Source organism: Paenibacillus sp. J22P165 (genome assembly GCF_059692015.1).
In genome coordinates this window covers 39,892-63,448 of the sequence record NZ_JCAUAP010000007.1, presented here as the reverse complement: position 1 = coordinate 63,448, position 23,557 = coordinate 39,892, and the positions used below count along the sequence as shown (strand labels likewise).

General features: G+C 42.8%; 18 protein-coding genes. 17 read left to right on the top strand and 1 reads right to left on the bottom strand.

The features are described from left to right. Positions 1 to 47 precede the first annotated feature (47 nt). From AC58QM_RS17625 to AC58QM_RS17580, 10 genes are all read left to right on the top strand, one after another. Entirely contained in the window at positions 48 to 4,889 is a 4,842-nt protein-coding gene (locus AC58QM_RS17625) for an S-layer homology domain-containing protein (RefSeq protein ID WP_497286153.1), read from the top strand. Positions 4,890 to 5,140: 251 nt separating this feature from the next. Then, entirely contained in the window at positions 5,141 to 6,952 is a 1,812-nt protein-coding gene (locus tag AC58QM_RS17620) for a sensor histidine kinase (RefSeq protein WP_497286151.1), read from the top strand. Further along, entirely contained in the window at positions 6,949 to 8,115 is a 1,167-nt protein-coding gene (locus AC58QM_RS17615; protein ID WP_497286149.1) for a response regulator, read from the top strand. The genes AC58QM_RS17620 and AC58QM_RS17615 overlap by 4 nt, the downstream gene beginning before the upstream one ends. Before the next feature lie 205 nt (positions 8,116 to 8,320). Continuing rightward, a complete protein-coding gene (locus tag AC58QM_RS17610; protein WP_497286608.1) occupies positions 8,321 to 9,001 on the top strand; it encodes an MIP/aquaporin family protein in 681 nt (226 codons plus the stop codon). A gap of 246 nt (positions 9,002 to 9,247) precedes the next feature. After that, entirely contained in the window at positions 9,248 to 11,179 is a 1,932-nt protein-coding gene (locus tag AC58QM_RS17605) for a fructose-1,6-bisphosphatase (protein WP_497286148.1), read from the top strand. A gap of 399 nt (positions 11,180 to 11,578) precedes the next feature. Next, a complete protein-coding gene (locus AC58QM_RS17600; RefSeq protein WP_497286146.1) occupies positions 11,579 to 12,343 on the top strand; it encodes an SDR family oxidoreductase in 765 nt (254 codons plus the stop codon). A 240-nt stretch (positions 12,344 to 12,583) separates the two neighbouring features. After that, positions 12,584 to 13,204 carry a histidine phosphatase family protein gene (locus tag AC58QM_RS17595; protein ID WP_497286144.1) on the top strand — a complete coding sequence of 207 codons (621 nt, stop codon included), beginning with the start codon at positions 12,584 to 12,586 and terminating at the stop codon, positions 13,202 to 13,204. Between the two features lie 125 nt (positions 13,205 to 13,329). Beyond that, the gene (locus AC58QM_RS17590; protein ID WP_497286142.1) at positions 13,330 to 14,046 is read left to right on the top strand and encodes an MOSC domain-containing protein; all 717 of its coding nucleotides are present in this window, start codon (positions 13,330 to 13,332) and stop codon (positions 14,044 to 14,046) included. 495 nt (positions 14,047 to 14,541) lie between these two features. Next, the gene (locus tag AC58QM_RS17585; RefSeq protein WP_497286140.1) at positions 14,542 to 14,973 is read left to right on the top strand and encodes a hypothetical protein; all 432 of its coding nucleotides are present in this window, start codon (positions 14,542 to 14,544) and stop codon (positions 14,971 to 14,973) included. A gap of 366 nt (positions 14,974 to 15,339) precedes the next feature. Next, positions 15,340 to 15,966 (top strand): hypothetical protein, encoded by a 627-nt coding sequence (locus tag AC58QM_RS17580; protein ID WP_497286138.1) that lies wholly within the window; start codon positions 15,340 to 15,342, stop codon positions 15,964 to 15,966. Positions 15,967 to 16,190: 224 nt separating this feature from the next. On the opposite strand, the gene AC58QM_RS17575 is transcribed toward AC58QM_RS17580, so the two are convergent. Then, a complete protein-coding gene (locus AC58QM_RS17575; RefSeq protein ID WP_497286136.1) occupies positions 16,191 to 17,195 on the bottom strand; it encodes a methyltransferase in 1,005 nt (334 codons plus the stop codon). Between the two features lie 121 nt (positions 17,196 to 17,316). Between AC58QM_RS17575 and AC58QM_RS17570 the strand changes: the two genes are divergently transcribed. The 7 genes from AC58QM_RS17570 to AC58QM_RS17540 all read left to right on the top strand — a co-directional run bounded on the left by AC58QM_RS17570 (position 17,317) and on the right by AC58QM_RS17540 (position 23,475). Then, on the top strand, positions 17,317 to 17,814 hold the full coding sequence (locus AC58QM_RS17570) for an ASCH domain-containing protein (protein ID WP_497286134.1): 498 nt from the start codon (positions 17,317 to 17,319) through the stop codon (positions 17,812 to 17,814). Between the two features lie 335 nt (positions 17,815 to 18,149). Continuing rightward, a complete protein-coding gene (locus AC58QM_RS17565) occupies positions 18,150 to 18,782 on the top strand; it encodes a stalk domain-containing protein (protein WP_497286132.1) in 633 nt (210 codons plus the stop codon). Between the two features lie 144 nt (positions 18,783 to 18,926). Then, the gene (locus AC58QM_RS17560; RefSeq protein WP_497286130.1) at positions 18,927 to 19,844 is read left to right on the top strand and encodes a hypothetical protein; all 918 of its coding nucleotides are present in this window, start codon (positions 18,927 to 18,929) and stop codon (positions 19,842 to 19,844) included. A gap of 51 nt (positions 19,845 to 19,895) precedes the next feature. Then, complete coding sequence (locus AC58QM_RS17555; RefSeq protein ID WP_497286128.1) at positions 19,896 to 20,438, top strand: GNAT family N-acetyltransferase; 543 nt, start codon at positions 19,896 to 19,898, stop codon at positions 20,436 to 20,438. A gap of 21 nt (positions 20,439 to 20,459) precedes the next feature. Further along, entirely contained in the window at positions 20,460 to 21,008 is a 549-nt protein-coding gene (locus AC58QM_RS17550) for a GNAT family N-acetyltransferase (protein WP_497286126.1), read from the top strand. A gap of 300 nt (positions 21,009 to 21,308) precedes the next feature. Beyond that, entirely contained in the window at positions 21,309 to 22,322 is a 1,014-nt protein-coding gene (locus AC58QM_RS17545) for a LacI family DNA-binding transcriptional regulator (RefSeq protein ID WP_497286124.1), read from the top strand. Between the two features lie 16 nt (positions 22,323 to 22,338). Then, positions 22,339 to 23,475, top strand: coding sequence for an amidohydrolase family protein (locus tag AC58QM_RS17540; protein ID WP_497286122.1), 1,137 nt, complete (start codon positions 22,339 to 22,341; stop codon positions 23,473 to 23,475). The last annotated feature ends 82 nt before the right edge of the window (positions 23,476 to 23,557 follow it).

Genomic DNA, 23,557 nt, shown 5'->3' with positions numbered 1-23,557 from the left:
ACTCTCAACGTCATCTCGCTTCAAACTTTATATTAAAGGAGAAACCCATGAAAAAAGTAGTCTTATCCCTAATTATTGTATTATTTGTGTTTTGGACTTCATTGTCGCAGATTCGACCTGTATATGCAGTTGAGACCGATTTTACTTTTACAGTTGGTTCCAATGGCGCGACAGTTACGGACTACAAGGGCACGGATTTGAACGTGGTTATTCCCGCAGTATATGCCGGTACGACGGTAACCGAGATCGGAAGATCAGCATTTGATACGAGCGGTACGGGCAAACCTAAAATTACGAGCGTCGTGATTCCGAGCAGCGTGAAGGTAATTCAAACATATGGATTTCGTTATACTAGCCTTACTTCCATAGACCTACCTGACAGCTTGTTGACGATCGGCTCCAGCGCATTCGAAAACAATCCGCTAACAAGCGTTGTTTTTCCAGACAGTGTGACGATGATCGGCAATTATTCTTTTTATATGAACAATTTGACATCGATTAAATTGTCGGAAAATCTGAAGACGATTAACGGTGGAGCTTTCGACACTAATCACATTACGAAACTAGTCATTCCAGCGGGTGTAACGAAAGTCGACAGTAGCTCATTTTATAATAACAACTTAACAAGCATAACTGTGTTAGGCGATGCAACAACTTTTGGGTCAGGCGTATTTGCAGGAAATCCGGGCAATCTGAAAATATTCGGAATTGCGAATTCCCCGGTATATGCTTATGCGTCGAGTAATGGACATTCGTTTGTGGACGGAACCGCTTTGTTTCAAGCGGTTGCTAGCGCCAAATCGTTGTTGAAAAGTCATCTGGCGGGCACCGGCGTAGGACAAGTACCGGCCAATACGTATAACGACTTGTCTGCAGCTTATGATGCAGCTATGGTTTTTATCGACGGAATCGGGAATGCCACCATCGCTTCCGACCTGGCTAATGCCGCAACTCCTCTGACCACTTCTATCGCTGTATTCAATTCGCAAATTATCCAGGCCGGCAATCCCACGGCGTTGGGGGTGGCGATCACGGCGGCGCAGCAGTCTTTGTTAGATCATCCGCAAGGGACGAACGTGGGGCAGGCATCGGCGGCAAACCGTAGCAATTTGCAAAACGCGATCACTGCAGCACAGCAAATTTTTAATCAGGCTACTCAGTATCTTCAAGCCGAATTAGATGTGGCTGTTACACATTTGGAATCAGCGGTAGATACATTCGAAGATGCAATTATTTCAGCTGGCAGTCCGACGGCTCTGGGAGCGGCGATCACAGCAGCGCAACAAGCGTTGACAGATCATCCGCAAGGGGCAAACGTGGGGCAGGTATCAGCGGGAACGCGCACTGCACTGCAGACAGCATCCAATACGGCGCAGCAAATTTTCGTTCACGCGGGCAATTACACGCAGGATCAATTGGATACGGCCGTAAACCAATTAAACGCAGCGGTACAAGTGTTTAATGCCGCAGTATTACAAGCGGGTAATTCGACGGCGCTGGGTGCGGCGATCACGACGGCGCAGCAGGCATTGACGGATCATCCACAAGGGACGAACGTAGGACAGGCGTCAGCGGGAACGCGCACAGCACTGCAAACCGCGTCCAATACGGCGCAACAAATTTTCGTTAACGCTGGCAATTACACGCAGGATCAATTGAATACGGCCGTAAACCAGTTAAACGCAGCAGTTCAAGTGTTTAATGCTGCAGTAATACAAGCGGGCAATTCGTCGGCGCTGGGAGCGGCGATCACAGCAGCGCAACAAGCTTTGACGAATCATCCGCAAGGGACGAACGTGGGACAGGCGTCAGCGGGAACGCGCACAGCACTGCAGACCGCGTCCAATACGGCGCAGCAGATTTTCGATAACGCTGGCAATTACACGCAGAATCAATTGGATACAGCCGTTAATCAGTTAAACGCAGCGGTACAAGTGTTTAATGCCGCAGTAATACAAGCGGGCAATTCGACGGCGTTGGGTGCGGCGATCACAGCAGCGCAACAAGCTTTGACAGAGCATCCCCAAGGGACGAACGTGGGACAGGCTTCAGCGGGAACGCGCACCACACTGCAGACAGCATCCAATACGGCGCAGCAAATTTTCGATAACGCGGGCAATTACACGCAGGATCAATTGAATGCTGCTGTTAATCAGTTAAACGCGGCGATTCAAGTGTTTAATGCCGCAGTAATACAAGCGGGTAATTCGACAGCGCTGGGAGCGGCGATCACAGCAGCGCAACAAGCTTTGACGGATCATCCACAAGGGACGAACGTGGGACAGGCGTCAGCGGGAACGCGCACAGCACTGCAGACCGCGTCCAATACGGCGCAGCAAATTTTCGATAACGCGGGTAATTACACGCAAGATCAATTGGATACAGCCGTAAACCAGTTAAACGCAGCGGTACAAGTGTTTAATGCCGCAGTAATACAAGCAGGAATTCCGACGCCACTTGGCGCGGCAATAACGGCTGCGCAGCAGGCGTTGACGGATCATCCAGAAGGTACGGATGTAGGGCAGACTTCGGTAGGAACACGCACAACGCTGGAAACTGCCATGGATACGGCGCAGCAAATTCTCGATAATGCAGGTAATTACACGCAAGATCAATTGGATACGGCTGTTAATCAGTTAAACGCAGCGGTACAAGTGTTTAATGCAGCCGTTATTCAAGCGGGAATTCCGACGGCACTTGGCACGGCAATAACGGCGGCGCAGCAAGCATTGATAGATCATCCAGAAGGTACGGATGTAGGGCAGACTTCGGCAGTAGACCGCGCAGCCCTGCAGACCGCGATTGATACAGCGCAGGCTATTGCCGATGATGCGGTGAATCAATCTCAGACTAGATTAAATGAAGCCATTGTCAGTTTGAACGACGCTATAGCGGTATTTGAAGCCTCTTGGATAGGGGTGGTGCTAACCGCATCGGCCAATGATTTGTATGGATCAAGCGACACGATTCGCTTTACCGTATTTTACGGATACGAAGTAACCGTGATGGGAACACCTGCGGTTCCGATCTTGATTGGAGATGATTCCGTCACTCAAACGGTATATGCCCCATATACAGGAGAGCGCGGTACAGCATTGAGAAAACTTTCTTTCGAATACCAAATTCCAGCAGGGCTCGCGGATATTGACGGAATTAAAGTTGCTGCTTCATTAGACTTCGCGAACGGTGCAAACATCATTCGCACCTCTAGTGGACTTGCAGCTTCGCTGACTTACGCAGCGCCGGATGTGCGTGGAATACGTATCGTGACAATACCGCCTGATGTTACCCTGACGACTGCATCGGACGGATCGGCACGTAAAATGATTAGCGTGACCACAAGTGTGTACGGCGTAGCTGCGGGAAATGCGCTGACTGAGCTCCGATGGCTGTCTGGAAGCCTAACCGAGGCTGATTTTGCTGGCGGAACGAAAGGAACCGATATTCTGGCGTCATCTCAATTCACGATAAGTGCTAACGGCGACATTACCGTATATGCCGTAGACGCAGCAGGCAATGAAACAGTGAAAACCATCACAGTTACTGGGATCTCAATCCCGTCTTCATCGGATAATGGCGATAGATCCATCACATTGAGGACGACTGTGAAGATAAATATGGACGGAGGCATTACTGCTCTTGTCGATCCTTCCGACATCAAAAAGATCACGCGTTCGGACGGCATGGTGGTCGAGCAGGTCATCCTCCCCGAACGGACGAGGGAGAGGGTACTGGAACTCCTTAAAGATGCGAAGGAACCTTTTGTCAGCATTAATATTGGCAATCGGGGGCAAGCGGTACAAACACAGTTTCCGGCTGACTGGATCGCAGAAATGGCCCGAGCTTATCCGAATGCAATCATCGAGGTGAGGCTGAACAATTCCAGCTATCAGTTGCGGTTAAGCGCGATCGACCTGATCGGCATGGCGGAGCTTCTCGGCACGGAAGTATCCCATTTGACCTTGGAAATCATACAGGTACAGGTCGGCGAGAATGTTCGACAAGAGATTAATCGGCTTGGCGTCTCCCAAGGTTTTACTGTTATCTCCGATGTCTTTGATTACAAGGTGACGGCGGAAGCAAACGGGCAAACGTTGGAGGTGCATGACTATGGTGGAACGTACTCGATTCGGACGATTAAGTTAGGCCGAGACAACATGAACCGTAACCTGGTTGCTGTTCAGTATATCCCGGCAAATGGCACCGTCGTTTTTGTTCCGGCGCTGCTGGGAACCCGTCCAGATGGCACAAACGAAGCGATTTTGAACGTGCCACATAACAGCTTGTACACGGTTGTAGATGTGAAAGCACGAACGTTCGCCGACTTAAACAATCACTGGGCGAAAGCGGATGTGGAACATTTGGCGTCCAAGCTGCTGGTGAACGGTGTGGCGGCCGATCGTTTCGCGCCAGAGGGAACCATTTCACGAGCGGAATTCTCAGCTTTGCTTGTTCGCGGACTAGGTCTATCCTTAAAAGAGAGCGGGGGCGGTGCCCGTTTTGCGGATGTCCCTGCATCTGCTTGGTATGCCTCTGCAGTAAATACGGCAGTGGCTAGCAACCTGGTTAGCGGCATTGGTACCAGCCTTTTTGCTCCCAATGACCGGATTACCCGCGAACAAATGGCCGTTGTGATCGCCTGCGCCTTAACCTTGACCAGTGATGGAACTAGTATCGAAGAGCAAGGGCAAGAGGGCAGACGCCTAGACGCTTTCACGGATCGAGAAGCCATTTCTTCATGGGCGCAAGAGGCCGTAGTCCTAGCATCGAAAGATGGCATTTTGAATGGTATGGATGACGGACGTTTTGCACCGAAGGAGTATGCGACGAGGGCGCAAGCAGCAGTTATACTGAAAAGGTTCCTGCAATACGTGCATTTTATTGATTAAAAACAAACAAGAAATTAGTTCAAATCTTATCGATATAATCATTCAGTAATAAGGAAAAAGTCGCATGTGATGCGGCTTTTTTATTTTATATCCTTAAATTCTTGAGCCTGCTAATTAACGATATGGTACTGCTTATTTACTTGGATAACAAGGAGGAAGGGTAGATACTCGATGAATAAGCATGTATATTGAAAAGGGGGTTACTAAGGACTGACCCGCATGGCATTTCCATTATGAGGAGAGACGCTTCAGTGAACATTATTCAATGGTTGTCCTTACTGCTTTTTCTGGCAGCGGGAGTCATGATATACGTTGCGTTTTTGTCCTATCAGCAACGGCATTTACCAGTCGCTAGAACGATGATTCTGATTATGATAGGAGCGGCCTGGTACGCAAGTGGTTATGCTTTCGAGTTGTTAAGCCGCAACTTATACGAAGTTAAGCTTTCGCTTCAAATCGAATATGTGGGCATTCCATTCGTCACAACGTTGTGGCTCATCCAAGTCATCCAATTCTCTGGAACGGCTTCGCGTTACAGAAAACGCCTTGTGCTGGCACTATTCGTTATCCCTGTAGCGGTCTTTTTTTCCCATTTGACCAATGAGTGGCATCACCTTTTTTATGAGCAATATATCTTCAATGAGTCTACTTCATTTCCGTTGTATAAAACAGTTAAAGGACCTTGGTATCAAGCACACACGCTATATAATTACTTTGTAATATTGTGTGGATTTTTTCTGTTTATCCCGATGTATTGGCGGTCTTCAAAAGTCGTTCGCAAGCAAATTATTGTGCTGACCATGGGAGCCGCAGTGCCCTTTTTGTTCAATATAACCTTGTGGTTTGGCATGGATGTCGATTTGACGCCTTTCGGGTTCGCAGTGTCTGGGATCGTCTATGTCTGGGGAATTCTGCGATTCAATCTGCTCCGATTTACACCACTTGCGTTGACTCAAGTGTTCGACACCATCCGGGATGGTGTTATCCTACTCGATTACGAGGATCAAATTGTCAGTTACAACAAAGCAGCCGAAGGCGTCTTACCGGAACTCACATTGACGAAACATTACCCTGCCTATGTCGGGGAGGTTCTCTCCGCGAATCCTGAATTGATTCAACCCATTCTTGACGCTCATCACGGTAACGAACGGTTCTCGTTCTACAGATCCCAAGCTGATAGCAATATCAATAAATATTATCAATGCAGTGTATCGTTCATCTATGATTCAGGCACACACATTGGAAAAATGATCCTGTTTAATGATATCACGGAGTTGAAAGAAAACGAGGCAAGGCTACGTGAGAGTGCGAAGCAGCTTTTGGAATTAAATTCGTTTAAGGACAAGATGTTTACTGTTGTGGCACACGACGTTCGTGATCCGATCGCGCACCTAGTCAGTATAACCGAACTGCTTGGTGAAGAACTTGCTGCGGAAAACAATGAGCATGCCGAATTATTCGGAGTACTCCAAGGACAAGTACAGAACACGTTTTATCTTGTCGAGAATTTGCTAGACTGGTATCGCAACCAGAAAGGGAATGTCGTGTTTCGACCGCTAGGCTGGAATTTGCAGCAAGTCGTTCGTCAAGCTCTGTTACTAGCAGAGTCGAAGGCAGGAATGAAGCATATTGTGCTGAGAGAACAAATTGATGAGAAGCTCACAGTTAGCGCAGATAAAGAAATGCTAGATCTCATTCTGCGGAACTTGCTATCGAATGCGATAAAGTTTACTGGAATTGGTGGATGGATTGAAATAGGGGCTAATCAGGATAAAGATAGAATTGTTGTGACTATACGCGATAATGGAGAAGGAATGGACGAAGAGACTGTGAACATGCTGCGCCGTGACGATACATTTATTAAAGTGCCGGACACTGAACAAGGTGCAGGGCATGCCAGATTTGGTCTTATGTTGACTCGTGAATTTATTGCGATTCATGGAGGAATTCTGTCGTTTGACAGCGTGCCGGGAGTAGGAACGACGTTTTACTTCACTTTACACAGTTCAAAAGACCGGATGGATGTAATTGACCCCGATTGGAAGGAAGGCGAAAGTGCTTGAAAGTTATTTTGGTAGACGATGACGCGACAATGCATTTAATTTTAAGCAAAATGTTGCATAAGCTGCCAGAGGTTCATGTTGTTGGTGCTTTCAAGGATGCGAAATCTGCTGCTATCTTTTTACAAGAGAATACAGATATTGGCCTCGCATTCGTTGATATCTCCATGAAAGGTGAGAATGGGCTGGAATTCGCTGCAAGGTTAGGAAACGCTGGATCTCTGGTTCAAATTGTGTTCGTCACCTCTCACAAGGATTTCGCATTAGAAGCTTATGAACTTTCGGTGATCGACTATCTGGTCAAGCCGGTTTCCCAAGAGAGGCTACAGCGAACCGTACATCGTGCGCTTCAGAACTGGCGGGCTTTCCATCCATCAACAATCCAGACACCACCTGCGGAGTATAGAGGAAGGCTTGTTATTACTGTGCTCGGAGACGTTCTTGTAAGCAATGAAATGGGCCGAGTGAAGTGGATCTCACGAAAATGTGCGGAGCTCTTTGCCTATCTCCTGCTTTACCGAGGTAGACGTATTACACGTTCCAAATTGATTACAGATATTTTTGGCGGGATAGAGCAGTCAGGAGCGGTGAGCTATTTAAATACAACCGTGTACCAACTGCGCAAGTCACTAGAACCGCTTGGAATGCGCGAAGTCATACGTTCAGAGAACGATGGCTATGTACTTGAGTGGAAGGACGCTAATATTGATTATGCCGAGTTCGAATCGCAAGTGAAAGAACTGCAAACGATCAATGCCAGTCAAGTGGAACATGCCTTAAGGGTTGAACGGCTTTATACGGGTGATTTGTTCGGAGATAAAGCGTATGTATGGGCTATTCACGAAACGGAACGTTATAGTCAAATGTACACGTCATTCGTCAAACGCCTTGTCGCCGTACTTATTTCGTCGGGAGATACAGCCCCCGCTTCTAAGTTATTGCTTAAGCTGAATGAGAACAATCCGCTAGATGAGTCAGTCATCCACCATTTGATGTTGGTACGCGAAATGACTGGGGACAAAAAGGGATTGACCGTACTGTATACGGATTATGTTCGGCTGCTTCATCAGGAGCTAGGTATTCGCCCTTCTGAAGAGTTGACCGTTCTATACAGTTCGTTAGTTCGTGCATTCACGGATAAAAAGATAAAAACCGCGAAGCCTTGATGCAGCGCATGTCAGTTGTCAAGAACTTTGTCCGATTGCACGATTGATATTGTACTAAATGCTATTGAATTCCAAACAACTTTAAAAGCCGAAATTTCTCCCATTTCGTGGAGCCGTCTAGCGGTTGTTTTCACGCTAATATTTAGAATCTTGTCCAGATCTCTAGCATATAATGACAGCAAACTGATCTTGGGAGGGGTAGAATCTGAAATCATTTCATAAGTATGTGGCTGAATTCATAGGCACGTTCGTACTTGTTCTGTTCGGCTGCGGAAGCGCAGCTACTGCTGGAGGCGAGCTGGGGTATTTGGGCATCGCAATGGCTTTTGGTCTGTCGATCGTAGCACTCGTCTACACGATTGGCCCTATTTCTGGCTGCCACGTTAATCCTGCCGTATCGCTCGTCATGCTCGTCACCCGGAAGCTTTCTGCCAAAGATTTCTTCGGCTACGTCGTCGCCCAGGTCGCTGGTGCTGTCGCTGGTTCGGCGCTGCTGTATGCGATCATCGACTCGACGGGCAAGGCGGTGACAAGCCTAGGGCAGAACGGTTTCGGCGATGGGTACGGTATCGGCATTACGGCGCTGATGGCTTTTGTGGTGGAGATTGTCTTGACGTTCGTTTTCGTCTACGCTATTCTCGGCGTGACCTCGGAGCCCGGCAACGGCAGAGTCGCTGGGCTAGTCATCGGCTTGACGCTCGCGTTCGTACATATTCTCGGCATCGGCTTGACAGGAACTTCGGTCAATCCTGCGAGAAGCTTGGGACCCGCGATTCTGCTAGGGGGAGAAGCGTGGAACGAGTTGTGGGTTTTCGTCACGGCTCCATTCCTTGGGGCACTGCTTGCGGCTGCCGTTTATCGACTGCTGAACGTTCGCAAAGCCTAGGATTCGCCTGGTAGTAAACAAACGGGACACTTTACTTGAATAAACTACAAAAAGAGGCTGCCACCGTGAAAACGTGTGACAGCCTCTTTAAATTATCAGTCGCGTATGACGCGGCTTTTATATTTATGGATACAATCTTTGAAGGTTGTTTTTCCCATTACTGTTTATACTAAGCCTAAAGGTACGTAACTAGCCCATAAAAAACTCTTATACATCACGATATTTCCTTAAAGGGGGACATCTCTTTTGGATGAACAGTTTCTAGATTTATTGGCCGAGATCTATGATACAGAAGAAAAAGTTGTAACAGAAATCATCAACCTTGAAGCGATCTCCAATCTTCCCAAAGGGACTGAGCATTTTGTCAGTGATTTGCATGGGGAGTTCCAGGCTTTTCAGCACGTACTAAGAAACGGTTCGGGTACCGTAAAAGAGAAAATCAAAGCCTTGTTCCGTGAAGTTTGGACGGATCATGAAATCAATGATTTTACGGTGTTAGTTTACTATCCGGAAGAAAAAATACAGATAATTAAAGGAGACTTGTGCAATAAACAAGCCCTGACCACATGGTATCGACAAACGATTGAACAAATGCTTAAGCTCATTTCATACGCCTCTTCGAAATACACGCGCTCGAAACTACGCAAAGCTTTGCCGGAGCAGTTCGTATATATTATTGAAGAGCTTCTATATAAGACGGATTCGACCAACAATAAGGACCCTTACTATGAGGAAATATACCGGCAAATTATTTCCTTGGGTCAGGCGGACAATCTCATTATCGGCCTTGCTTATACGACCCAGCGCTTGGTGGTTGATCATCTTCATGTGGTGGGAGATATCTATGACAGAGGGCCAGACCCCGATAAAATTATGGACACACTGATCAACTACCATTCAGTAGATATTCAATGGGGGAACCATGATGTCCTGTGGATAGGCGCCTATGCCGGTTCCTTGGTCTGCCTTGCGAATATTATTCGGATCTGTGCCAGATACGACAATCTGGACATTATCGAAGACGTATATGGCATCAATCTTCGCCCATTGCTGAATTTGGCAGAGAAATACTATGATGACAATCAGGCCTTTAGACCGAAGCTACAGACCGACCATAGCGGTTCGGAGCAGGAAATCCTGCAGATTACCAAAATTCATCAAGCCATTGCCATGATCCAGTTTAAGCTTGAAATCCCGATTATCAAGAGACGCCCATTCTTTCATATGTCTGAAAGGTGTTTACTTGAGCAAATCGATTATGACAAAACTGAAATCAAGATCGGCGGAAAAACTTACCTGCTGGAAAACACCTGTTTCGCAACCGTAAATCCGCTGAAGCCTGAAGAATTGCTGGAGGAAGAACAGCAGGTGATGGAAAAGCTCTTGTTCTCCGTTCAGCATTCCGAAAAGCTGGCCAGACATATGAATTTTTTTATGAAAAAGGGTAGCCTTTATCTAAAATACAACGGGAATTTGTTATATCATGGCTGTATTCCTTTGGATGAAGAAGGAAACATGAAAGAAATGAAAATTGAAGACAAAACGTATGCGGGCCGTATGCTGCTCGATGTTTTTGAATATTATTTGCGTTATGCCTTTGCGCATCCGGAAGAGACAGATGATCTGGCTACGGATATGGTATGGTACATCTGGACAGGGGAATGCTCCTCACTCTTTGGAAAGAGAGAAATGACCACCTTTGAACGGTACTTTATCCAAGATAAAGAAAGCTATAAAGAGAGAAAGAACCCTTATTACCATTTGCGTGAAAATGAGGAGATCTGCCGGAAAATCCTGCTGGAGTTTGACATGAATCCGGATCATGGACATATCATTAACGGGCACACGCCGGTTAAAGAAATTCGCGGAGAGAACCCCGTTAAAGCAAACGGGAAACTGGTTGTCATTGACGGCGGATTTTCCAAAGCCTATCAATCCACAACGGGCATCGCTGGATATACCTTGTTGTATAATTCGTTTGGTATGCAGCTCGTCGCCCATCAGAAATTTATTTCAAAAAATGATGTGTTATGTAACGGTACAGATGTATTATCTGTAAAGAGGCTGGTAGACAAAGAACTGGAACGAAAGCTGGTGAGGGAAACCAATGTCGGGGAGAAGCTGTTGCAGAAAATCTCGAATTTAAAGAATCTCCTGCAATATCGCTACATGAAATGATTTGGTAAGTAGAGGGGTTTGTTGTTGGTCAGGGACTTAGAGGGTGAACCGAGGTTAGTTGTAGTCAGAATTTTTCTGATTGAGGATGTGGGGTTAGTTTTCATCCTTATCTTTGTCATACGGTTCGCGATCTTCTTCGTAATACATGATATGAACACCTCCTTGAGCCTAGGATGGTTTCATTATAGATGATGTTTATGAACGGGGAATAAACTTGAATGTATTGTATATGTAAAATGGAATGTTTTAACCGTATCAAAAGATTAATAAATAAATACCGCCAATCGTGGTGACATAAACATTATGGGATCTTCCCAACGAATTAGAGAGCAACATTTCAATATTCACCTTGTGTTATAAATATCGTGTACGTATTAAACACAAGAGGTGATTAAAATCATGACTAAATTGAAGGGGAAAGTTGCTTTAGTTACGGGTGCAAGCCGGGGGATTGGTCGTGCCATTGCGACACGATTAGCGCAAGAAGGAGCATTAGTAGCTGTTCATTATGGCGCGAACCGAGAAGCTGCAGAAGAAGTAGTGAATGAAATAGAGCAGAATGGAGGGAGTGCATTCGCAATTGGTACGAAACTTGGATCTTCTGAAAGCATACAGACACTTTATAAGAAATTGGATGAAGTGTTGAAGGAACGTACAGGTGACACTCAATTCGATATACTAGTGAACAATGCAGGGATTGCCCTAGTAGCACCAATCGAGGATACTACGGAAGAGTCGTACGATGAAATCATGGAAATCAATGTGAAGATGCCCTTTTTCCTGACTCAACAAGCTTTGCCACGTTTACGAAACGAAGGTCGAATTATTAACTTGTCATCCTCTATAACGAGAATTTCCCTGCCTGCCATTCCTGCATACAGTATGACCAAGGGGGCAATCAATTCACTAACGCTCGCGCTATCCAACCAACTCGGTCCACGTGGGATTACGATTAATGCCATCCAACCTGGATTCGTTGACACAGATATGAATATCGCAATGCTACAAGATCCTGCCTCTCAAAAGTTTGGTGCAGATTTTTCTATCTTTGGAAGATGGGGGCAACCAGAAGATGTCGCGGATATAGCTGCTTTTCTAGCTTCGCCCGACAGTCGCTGGGTAACAGGGCAATTGATCGATGCCAGTGGGGGCTCTCATTTGTAAAGTCAAGCTTCAGGACTACTTACGGGCTATGTCAGCTTATTTTAAAAAAAGAGGAGCATAGTAACCCAAGATTAAGCTAACAGCAGAACCTTAGTTGAACCCATCATGGAGCAGTTTGCCTAGCGGCACCTGCTCTTTTGTCATTCAAGGGGGAGGATAGTTAGAATCGTCTTTCTAAATAATTAATAGTATTGTATCATCTAATTAGATTATTATCTAATTAGATGAGTGTAAAATTTCATGGACGGAGTGGTGAAAATGAATGCAGATTTTTACCTTGTTAGACATGCTATAAAAGAAAGAAATGTTGGTGATGTCTCCATTACAGCCGATGGTTTAGGGCAAGCCCATGCGACAGCAAGCCATTTTAAACCAATGCCCATATCTAAAATCTTTAGCAGTCCACTTAACAGAGCTAAACAGACCGCTCAGATTATTGGAGATGCTACAAGAATACCGATTCTTGAGGATATTCGCTTACGAGAGCGTGCTAATTGGGGAGACATACCAGGACAAACCTTTCATGAATTTGTTGAAATGTGGAATCGATGCACAAAGGAAAGAGACTATTTGCCTCCCATCGGAGATTCCGCAAGAAGAGCTGGTGAGCGATTATCTTCATTCATATTAGAAAAATCTGTTCTATACCCGCAGGAAAGTACTGTAATAGTAACTCACGGTGGATTAATTACGGACTTTTTGTTAAATGAATTTTCACAAGAAGAGCTTAATTATAAATACCCTAATTTTATTATTGAACAAAGCAATTTGGTTCCTGAATGCTCTATAACTAAAATAAGATGTGGTCCAGATGGATTTACATTTGTTGATTTTGCTAATATTACTCATTTGCATTGTTAGGCTAACGAGGAACTTTAACGTAGTAGCCTTTTAGATATTCAGCAAGAAATTGAGGTGGAATTATTAAAGAAGAAGTATATGGACTATAATAGCTGTATTGTTAGGTAATGGAGGCGAACTTTAATTTGTCATTGCTTGTTGGAGAAGTCAGTGAAATAACACGTTATCCCGTGAAATCGTTTGCGGGAGAAAGTCTGGATGTGTGTAAAGTGGATTCATATGGATTATATGGAGACCGTTTTTGCGCCTTTTATGATGAAAAAAAAGAAGGCTGGGATCGCTTTATCACTGCTAGGGATATCCCTAATATGCTCTCTTATACGGGAAAGCTCGTTGATAACGGAGTAAGCATTACATCGCCAAATGGACAAATCTTTAGCTGGAATGAAGATTTATTAAATGAAATTCAAAGTTACTCCAATAGAAAAATTTCTATGGGGGACTATAAATCGCCGAACCCCGAAGAGCCCAACCTTATGTCTGTCGACCTAGCTAGTGTCCTTATTATTACGGACTCTTCTTTACGAACACTTGAATCTTTATGGGGAAGGAACTTAGATAAACGAAGATTAAGAGCAAATCTAATTGTATCGTTAGAAGAAAACACCTTGAAGGAAAGCGATTGGATAGGAAAGAGACTATTAGTTGGGGATGCAGAACTACAAGTTAATGCTTTTTGCAAGCGCTGTTCGATAATCACGATTGACCCTGATACACTGCGCCGAGATTCTTCACTATTAAAAGTAGTAAATGAGGAAATGAATTTATATTTTGGCGTGTATGCATCAGTAAAAAAGACTGGGCAAATTCAAATCGGTCAGAAAATATATGTATCCGATTGAACAAGTTCTTATTTCGACGGATAACAATTGCTCAATAATTTACACCATGACAAAGCTGCCGCGTTAAAAGGCAGCTTTGTTGCGCTAACAGGTAGTTTAGTTCAATACAGGAGGATGAGTGATGTGGTAAAATTAGTAAGCTAAGGAAGGTGATATATATGAAATCATTTCTGGGGATTGCTTTTTTAAGGGACGTAGATAAGAGTTCAATAATAAACGCTATCGGCAGAAGGGATAGGTATTTAATTGAAAAGGAAAATTATGAATTCACTTGGGGGAGCAGTTGCCTTTGGATTGGTTTGGAGTTTGTTAATTGACGATAAGCAAACTAATTACTCAGGCATCTACGGGGGTATAGTTTATTTTGTGGTTAGCATGTTGATTGCCCTTATTCCTCGAAAAATTGAATGATAGCACAATAAACAGAGAGCAAACTGCCGTGACAGCTGTTCCCTGTTTTCATATGAGGTAGAAAGTGGATAGGGAGGATGAATTATGAAATTCACATTGCGCCATCTCCTATTTATCATTTCTATAATGGGCTTACTAACATTCATCATTGGCTGTAAAGATAGCAACGACACAAAAGAGTTTTCTGAAATCGGAAATGGTTTAGCCAAGAATCTCAATCAACTAAGGGACGAACCAGGTGTCACTCTTACAGGCTTTGCAAGCAATCCTGATGAAAAATTATTCAGTATAGGGATTCGCATTGACCATGACAAAATAACAACTGGACAATTGAAGCTAGCTTTTGATTCTTATTTCAAGAATGCCCTCTCGTATACTCACGAAATAGACCCAATGAAAATGCTACAACCCTACAATTTACGTATTGATGAGATTGTCACCGATAAGGAAATCCATCCCATTTTAGCTGAAAAACAAGCTGGTTCTAACGAAATTAAATGGAATGAAATAAAGTAGTGTAAAAGGGTAGAGATAATCTCGAAGAAACTGGACTAGTGTTTAATTCATTATTTCAAGATGGATGATCTCCTCGAAAGTGTAAAATAAACAACTAATAAATCGGTGCCTATATATGATGATAATGAGGATGATTTCGGTGTTCCATGGATATTTCCATTATATTACTATAAGGAAATTGAGGATTGAACTAGTGTATTATGAAGGGAAGTATAAACGGCACCCTGTCGGATGCCCCAAGTTCTTTCTTACCGTTTCCGATTCAGTACCCCCTTATAAGCAAGACTACCGAGAAGGGGTAGCTAAAGATTTTGAGATGCAAACAGGCAATACAAAATATATTAAACCATTAAATGGGAGGGTCTTATGGAAATTATTAATCAACTATCATCACAGGTTGGCGATCGAACTCAGGAGGCTAATCGGGTTGTCACTTTGCAGTGTCTAGATAATCCAGCGCTACTTTCGGAGGTTGCTGAAGCACTTACAGGCTCAGATGCTTCATTACTTGGCGATTGCTGCGAGGTGATGACAATGGTTGCGAATTCACGGCCTGAGCTGGTTTCGCCCTATTTCGACTTGTTGGTGCCGCTGCTGTCTAGCAAAGTGACACGAGTAAGGTGGGAGGCTATGCATAGCATTGCCTTGACCATTGAACTAGTGTCGGGGAAGGGCAGCGTGTTTCTACCTAAGCTGATTGCGATTATTCAGAAGGATTCCAGCACAATCGTGCGAGATTACGCCGTGGATGCTTTGGGAAATTTGGCGAAAGCCAATGAAGAAGCTGCCCTGTTGGCGTATCCTCATTTGAGGGATGCCATGCATGTTTGGGAAGGCAAACATGTGGGACGGGCACTTGCTGGACTTGGTACAGTTGCGGCAGCCGCGCCATCGTTATCCTTAGAAGTTCTACATATCGCGCACGAGTATGCAGATCATAATAAGCCGACAGTACGCAAGGCGGCCAAGTCGATATTAAAAGCGTTGAAGTAATGATTATTGCAAGGCAAGTGCATCCATGCTAGTTATAACTTCTCCCTGGCACTTTCAATGGCTCCCCGGTGGATGTTTCAAAGAAAAGAAGAATTTCCCCAAGAAAGCAGCTCATCCTGCAATATAAGGATGAGCTGCTTTTCTTTGACCAATGTATCGCGTGTATGTGCGAGGATATTATTTTAGAGTGTTCGGGGTTGCTGCTGTTACTTTTTTCTTGATCCTTATACGGGTATCCCTTCAATAATAAAGTTATTCATTGGTGTAGGGACTATTTTCGATATCTTAAAGCCTGCTTTTTCGAATAGTTCACGAAACTCAACTTCCGTACGCTCTTTGCCAGTTAAGAGAACAGCCATTTCCAAATCCACAAAATTAAGGAATGGATCGGATTTACTATCTGTTTTAATAATATTTTCAATTAAAATAATTTTCCCATGATCAAGTATTCCTTGTCTGCAATGTTGAAGGATCTTGATGGACTCCTCATCACTCCAGTCGTGAATAATACTTCTTAAAATATAAGCATCCCCGCCTACCGGAACAGAATCGAAGAAGCTTCCAGCAATGCATTCGCAACGATTTTCAAGCCCTACGCTCTGAATGAATGTTTTAGTTCCTTCAATTACGGCGGGAAGATCATAAATTGCCCCTTTAACATGAGGGATTTTACACAGTATCGATTCCATCAATCGGCCATGTCCGCCACCGATATCAATAATCTTGTTGAATTGAGAAAAGTCGTAAATTTCCAACATAGGACCAATTACTTTTGATAATCCTGACATCGCATTATTAAAGATTTCTCCAGCTTCTTGATTCTCCGATAAGTAATCGAAGAAGGGAATGCCGTATGTTTTCAGGAATGCTGGCGTCCCGGTTTGAACAGCATGCAGAAGATTACTCCATGAATTCCTATCCCATTCTTCTCCTACCATAATGGCGATGCCTCTGGCAGAGCCTTTAATGTCTGTCTGTAGGAATACACCAAGCGGACCATTTTCAAAATACTTATTGTCCAACTCTTTGAATATCCCTGTAACTGAAAGCGCTCGCAGTAGACGATATAGCGTAGGTGCATGCGTGTTTGTTTCTATAGCAAGTTGCTCATGACTTTTAGGAGAATCTTTTAACAAATCCGGAATGCCCAACTTTGCGGCAACAGATAGGGATTGTTGAATCCATCCACCAAAAATCAGTTGGTATAAATGCTGCGATTCGCCTGCCATGCGATCTCTCCTTCATTTAATAAATTTAAGATAAATTTATTCGCTTCTCATATAATGTAGAACGTAGGATCGGAGAGATCTATATTCAATATTGTCTGAAAGAAAGTAGGTTGATAATAATATGGAAAATGAGTCGGTTATTCATTTATGGGAAGACTACCGTAAAATAAATGCAGACGCACCAAAAGAATATGTCGCATGGGCATTCGGAGATTCAAAAGAAATGGCTGATGAACTTGCTATATTAGTAGTAGAAGGAACTAAAACAGCAACTGCAACTACCTGTACGTTTTTCGAAATACGAAAAGAACCTATACCAGTTGTTGGTCAACATAACATTATTCTTGATGGCAACGATAATGCTGTAGCTATTGTGGTAACCACGCATGTGAAGATTGTTTCTTTTGATGAAGTTACTGCTGAACATGCCTACCTTGAAGGAGAAGGAGACCGTTCATTAACATATTGGCGTCACGTTCACGAACTTTTCTTCAAGAAAGAATTGGAGCACATGAATCTAGAGTTTCATAATAAAATACCGATAGTATGTGAAAGGTTTCAGATAGTTTATAAGAAAAATATGCAGCGATCCGAGCCCAAAGAGCCGGGGAAGCACTGACTTGTAAATTTTCGGGGAGTACATCTGGCAGCTTGGAGACTTATACTTTCTGAGAATGAATGGAAACGACCAGAGAAATTCGTATATTACGATGGCTGTCGGTTGTCAAGAACATTGTCCGAATGAAGTCCGCGTAAACCGCGGGCTTTTTTAATTAATGGCTCAAGTTCTTGTCCGATTGCCGATAAGCAGTACTGTAGACTGACTGAGCGGTAAATTGCTAAACGAACGGGCAGTATATTGAAATAATCTGCGTGAATAAAATATTATATGGAAACTTATTACAATACCGTCCGTCTAATTCATTAGAATTAAACATTGGGAGTGATGAGTTTTTGAAAAAGTTTATTTTAGGATTAATTTGTGGAATCACTTTAACTGCAACATCTGCTGTTTATGCTACTGAATCTATTCAGGCATATTTGTTTCCAGCCAAAATTGAAATTAACGGACAAAGCAAGGAATTACCTAGTGAATACAATGTTTTGAATTACAATGGTCATGCTTATGTTCCTATACGCTTTATAGGTGAAAGTCTTGGTTTAGGCGTAAGATATACAAATAGTTTAGAATCAGGCAAAGTAATTTCGATAATGAATGAACCGACGGACGTGGATGAAACTACAAAAAAAATATGGCAAGTTCAATATCAGTTGAAAATAATGCAAGATCAAGCATCCGTAAAAGGACTTCTTGGAGAACCCACTGTAATCAGCACTGATCAAAAGCAAGAACTAGTATGGAGATACGATATTTCAGCAAAGCCAAATTATCAATTCATGGATTCAGGACAGGGTTATCATATCGATTTCAATGCGTTGGAAAAAGGGGATTTAGGTGCCCAACTTTTTATTCGCTGGTCAGATGAGGGAAGAATTATGCTGATTGATTTAGGGTATAAACAAAAAAGTTGGATATACCACTACTATCTTTCACCTGATAATTCTGGTATAAATCTGATGGAATAACAAAAGGGTAATAAAAAGCCTTGCCATGGCACGGCGAACTATTATTGGAATGTAACAACTGTGTGATTACGCTAACGAGTAACGTTTGTTCAATATACAGCAATAGGAGACTGCCAGCACGATCGGCATACAAGGGGGAATCATATGCAAAAATTTCAGATTAAAATTTGTCTGTTTGTTTTTACGTTTACTATTTTAACTGGATGTACAAATCCCTTTCCGACTTCAACCAATACACCATTAACGTCAACTACACCTGCGCATGAGACAGCTACACCTAAAGCAACAGCTACATCTACAGCAACTCCAACAGAGTCAGAAGGTACATCAATAGCAGCAAATGTCAGGCGGCTTGCCTTTGATACATCATACTTCGACCAAGTTATTGCTGCTTACAATAATGCGCCGGCGTTTGTCGATACACAGCCCTATTTGGTGATGATTGAAGACAACTATCAAAAACTGACATTCCAATACAAACTTAAAAGTCCACTCTTAGATGTTTCACAAATGCTTTCAGATGCGGGCTATGGGCCGGTTACGGATAGCACTTTAATCAACAAGATTTTTGGCAAAACAGAGAATAATGTCTATGGCCGCTCAAGCGATAACACTCTCATAACATGGTCGGTTGAACATGGCATAGATGACGTTCTGACAGTGGTCTACGCGAATTCATCAGATGGAAATTTACCCGACATTAAGTCGGAGCCCAAGGTAAAATATGTTTTTGACCCATCTCTCATCGAAAAGGTTGTAAACGTATATAAGGATATAGCGCCTGATTTCAGCATAGCGATTGGAACTCCTCCGAAAAAGATAGTTATTACCTTTATGGATGAGCTGGTGTATCGCTTCTACGTTAATATTAATAGTAGAGACGCTCATGTAAAATCGCTGCAAACCACATTGGAATCGGCAGGATTCTCACCGACAGGCGAATCATTTTTTAAAGGCTATGTATACAAGAAGGGAAAGATTACCGCAAGATATGATTATGGCGATCCAGTGGATGGTGTTTCGGAAATTGGTGTGATCTTGGATGATGTGCCTCTTGGTTAATGAATGAAGGTAATCAACCTCAATTCTCTTTGTGAAGGAGATAATAGCTTAATGAGCAATCTTATAGGTGACAAAATATATTTACGTGAATTCAATTTTTCCGACTGGTTAGATGTACATAAATATGCATCACAGGATATCGTATGTCGTTTCCAACCTTGGGGACCCAACAATGAAGAACAGACTCAAGCATTTGTTAATCAAATTATAATAGACTCTAAAAAAATACCTAGAACACGTTTTGTTTTTGCGATTATCGAGCAAAGTACGGAAGTTATGATTGGGACGGGAGAATTTAATATAAGAAGTGCAACAAATAAAAGTGGTGAGATAGCCTATATAGTCCATCCTGACTATTGGGGTAAAGGTATAGCTACGGAAGCTGCAAAATTATTAGTAGACTTCGGCTTTAAGGAGTTTCAGCTTCATAGAATCTATGCAACATGTGATCCTAGAAATATTGGATCAGCTAGAGTTATTACTAAATTAGGTATGACACAAGAAGGAAGATTGAGGGATGCACTATTAATCAAAGATGGATGGCGAGATTCCTTAGTATTCAGTATCTTAGAGAATGAATGGGATAGGATTTAACCATATACATGGAGGGGAAATATGCTATACGGACAACGAGTAACATTAAGGCGTGTTGTTGAAGAAGATTGGGAAAAGCGATATGAATGGCTGTCCGATCCTGTAGTTAACCGAACGTTACCATCAGGAAGTGGTATGCCCTTAACACCGGAAGTGGTCAGAGAACGTACACGGAAGTACGCGCAAACAGATCTATCGTCTGTCTATTTTACCATAATAAAAGAAGACGGCATCCCGATTGGCAATACCCAATTGTTTAATATCCATCCTTGGTCCAAGCATGCTGAATTTGGTATTTGGATTGGGGACAAAATGGTATGGGGGCAAGGTTATGCTACAGAAGTGACAGGTGTTGTCCTGGATTTTGCATTCGAGCGTTTAAACCTTCATAAAGTGTATTTGACGGTAGATGCTGATAATCCTGGTGCTATTCGGAGTTATGAAAAGGCTGGTTTCAATAAGGATGGTATACTAAGAGACGAAGTCTATAAAAATGGTCAATATGTCGATCGAATAATGATGAGTATTTTGAAGCATGAATATTTAAAACTATCTAGTTGTTCCAAATAACAAAGCATATTGGAAAATCATTGCTTAGATCTTGAAAATGAACTAAACAAATTCATGGCAGTAAACTATGGAGGAATTATTGACTGGAAGCAGCGTGTATCGGTGGATGATGTACTGAAGATGAGGCGAAGATAAAGCGTGGCGATGGAACAGATCCATCGCCTGTTTTCGTTTCTGGCAATCCGCTTTTGACAACTCAAAATATTTTAGAGAACGTTCCCTAAAATCAGTTGAATTCCTATTGTATATGCATTAGTATGATATTATATTTTGCAAACGTTCCCGAAATGGAGATAGTATATGAGGGTTTCTATTAAAGATATAGCACTTAAGTGCAACTTATCCGTTAGTACGGTATCCAGGGCACTAAATGGTGATTATGGCGTCAAAAGTGCGACAAGAACTAGTGTTATGAAGATAGCCAAAGAACTGGGCTACGTGCCAAATATCGCTGCAAAGGAATTAGTAAGCCAAAAGAGCAAACTAATCGGAATTATACTAAACGAGAGTGACGGTGACGGTGAGGCACGTCCTGCCTTTTTCGAATTACTTCCTCACATCAATAAGACTTTAGCTATTTTTAACTATCGAGCGATCATCTACACAATTAATTCGAACAGTTACTTAAGAGGAGAAATAACCGATATCATAAACCTGCGTAATTTGAGCGGATGTATCGTTGTTAGCGTTTTTAGAGAAAACCACCCGATATATGATGATATCAAAAGCATAAATAATCCGACTGTCGTGCTCGAAAGCTCTATTTTAACTCGATTCTGTTCCAATATTAACACGGATGAAGTCATGGGTGGCTATATGGCAACACGTTACCTGATCGATAACGGTCACAAACAGATCGGTTTCGTTAATGGTCCTAAAAATTTTGAGATTAGCAACGAAAGATTTGAGGGTTTTCAAAAAGCAATGGAAGAATCTCAATTGCAAATATCAGACACTGCAATCATTTGGAGTAATTACACGGGGAGCGGTGGAAAAGATAGCATTCATCAGCTGATTCAAAGCAATCCTGCAATAACAGCTGTTTTTTTTGCGAATGACTTAATGGCTATGGGGGCAATCTCATCAATGGCTGAGTCAGGAATTCTTGTTCCAAAAGACATCTCAATCATTGGATATGACGGTCTATTTGTCTGTAAATATTACAATCCGCCATTGGCATCCGTTGTCATTGATAATGCAGCAATCGGGGTAAGAGCAGCAGAATTGCTTCTTGAATTGATAAATGGTGGCAGCGGTAAAACGGTAAGAGTGATGCCACAATTATTCGAAGGAAAAAGCGTAAGAAAATATTGAAATTGGAGGAATGGTCATGCAACAAAAGAAACGTAAAATGACAGTTTGTATATTTTCGATTAGTTTTCTCGTATTGATTGGATGTTCATCAACAAATTCCGTCAACAATATGTTGATTGAGTCAGCATCGGCTAGTAAATCAATCGTTGTGCCTATAAACGAATATTCTCCTAAGCATGATCTGCAATTAATTCAAAACATTCGTAAAAATAAAAATTCTGGAAAAGAACTATATGAGATTTATCGGGATCTTACGTTAATTGACATCCATAACCACGATGCTGGTAATCCGAATGTCGTAAGTAAGTGGGGGCAATATGGAATAGACAGAATCGTGTTATTTGGGGATATATCAGAACCAAGTGCACAAGCTACGGATCTATTGGCTTGGCAACGCTATCAATTAGAGCCAACTAATATTTATCCCTCCTTCGCAGGTTTTCCAATTTATGAACCAGAAGGCTTATCCATTATTAAGGAAAAATTGGAGCAGGGTTATTTGAACATTGGAGAAGTCGCCGCCGCGTCTACGGCATCGCCAGTTGTGTCCAAAGTAAAGTGGAAAGCCGCTCATCCAAATGACGGATATTTACCGCAAATCTATGAGTTGGCAGCAGATTACCATGTACCGATTCTTTTGCATATCGATCCACCAAACGGTTCAGCAATTGTGCATCTTGAGGAAGCGCTTAATGAGCACCCTAATACCAACATTATTTTTGGGCATGCGAATGCTTATAACTCTCCTGCTAACATTAAAAAGATATTGGAAAAGCACTCAAATTTATATATTGACTTTTTTCCAGGATTTACGTCGTATAACCCCGACAGCAGCAACAAATTAGTGGACTTCATACCACTTATAGAGCAATTTCCAGATCGGTTTATGTTGTCTACCGACTCGGGATATGGTTTAACAACTGAACAAGCAGCAAAGGCACTTTACGAAACTATTGATTTACTTTCACCTGAAACAGCACTTAAAGTAGCTTATCAAAATTACGAAAGATTTATTGAGCTTCAACCACCAACAAATACACAGATCAAAAAGATAACTGAGTTATCCGATAAGCTTGGTAAAGTAGAAAAATATCGTTTAAATAAACGTATGGCGAACGAATTGATTTTTAAGTTGGAAAGTGAAGTAAAGTAATGGTTTATATGAACCGAAACAAATCCAAAATGGATAGCAGCGATGAAATTTATGACTGATGAATGGTTGGAAAAGGGTAGAA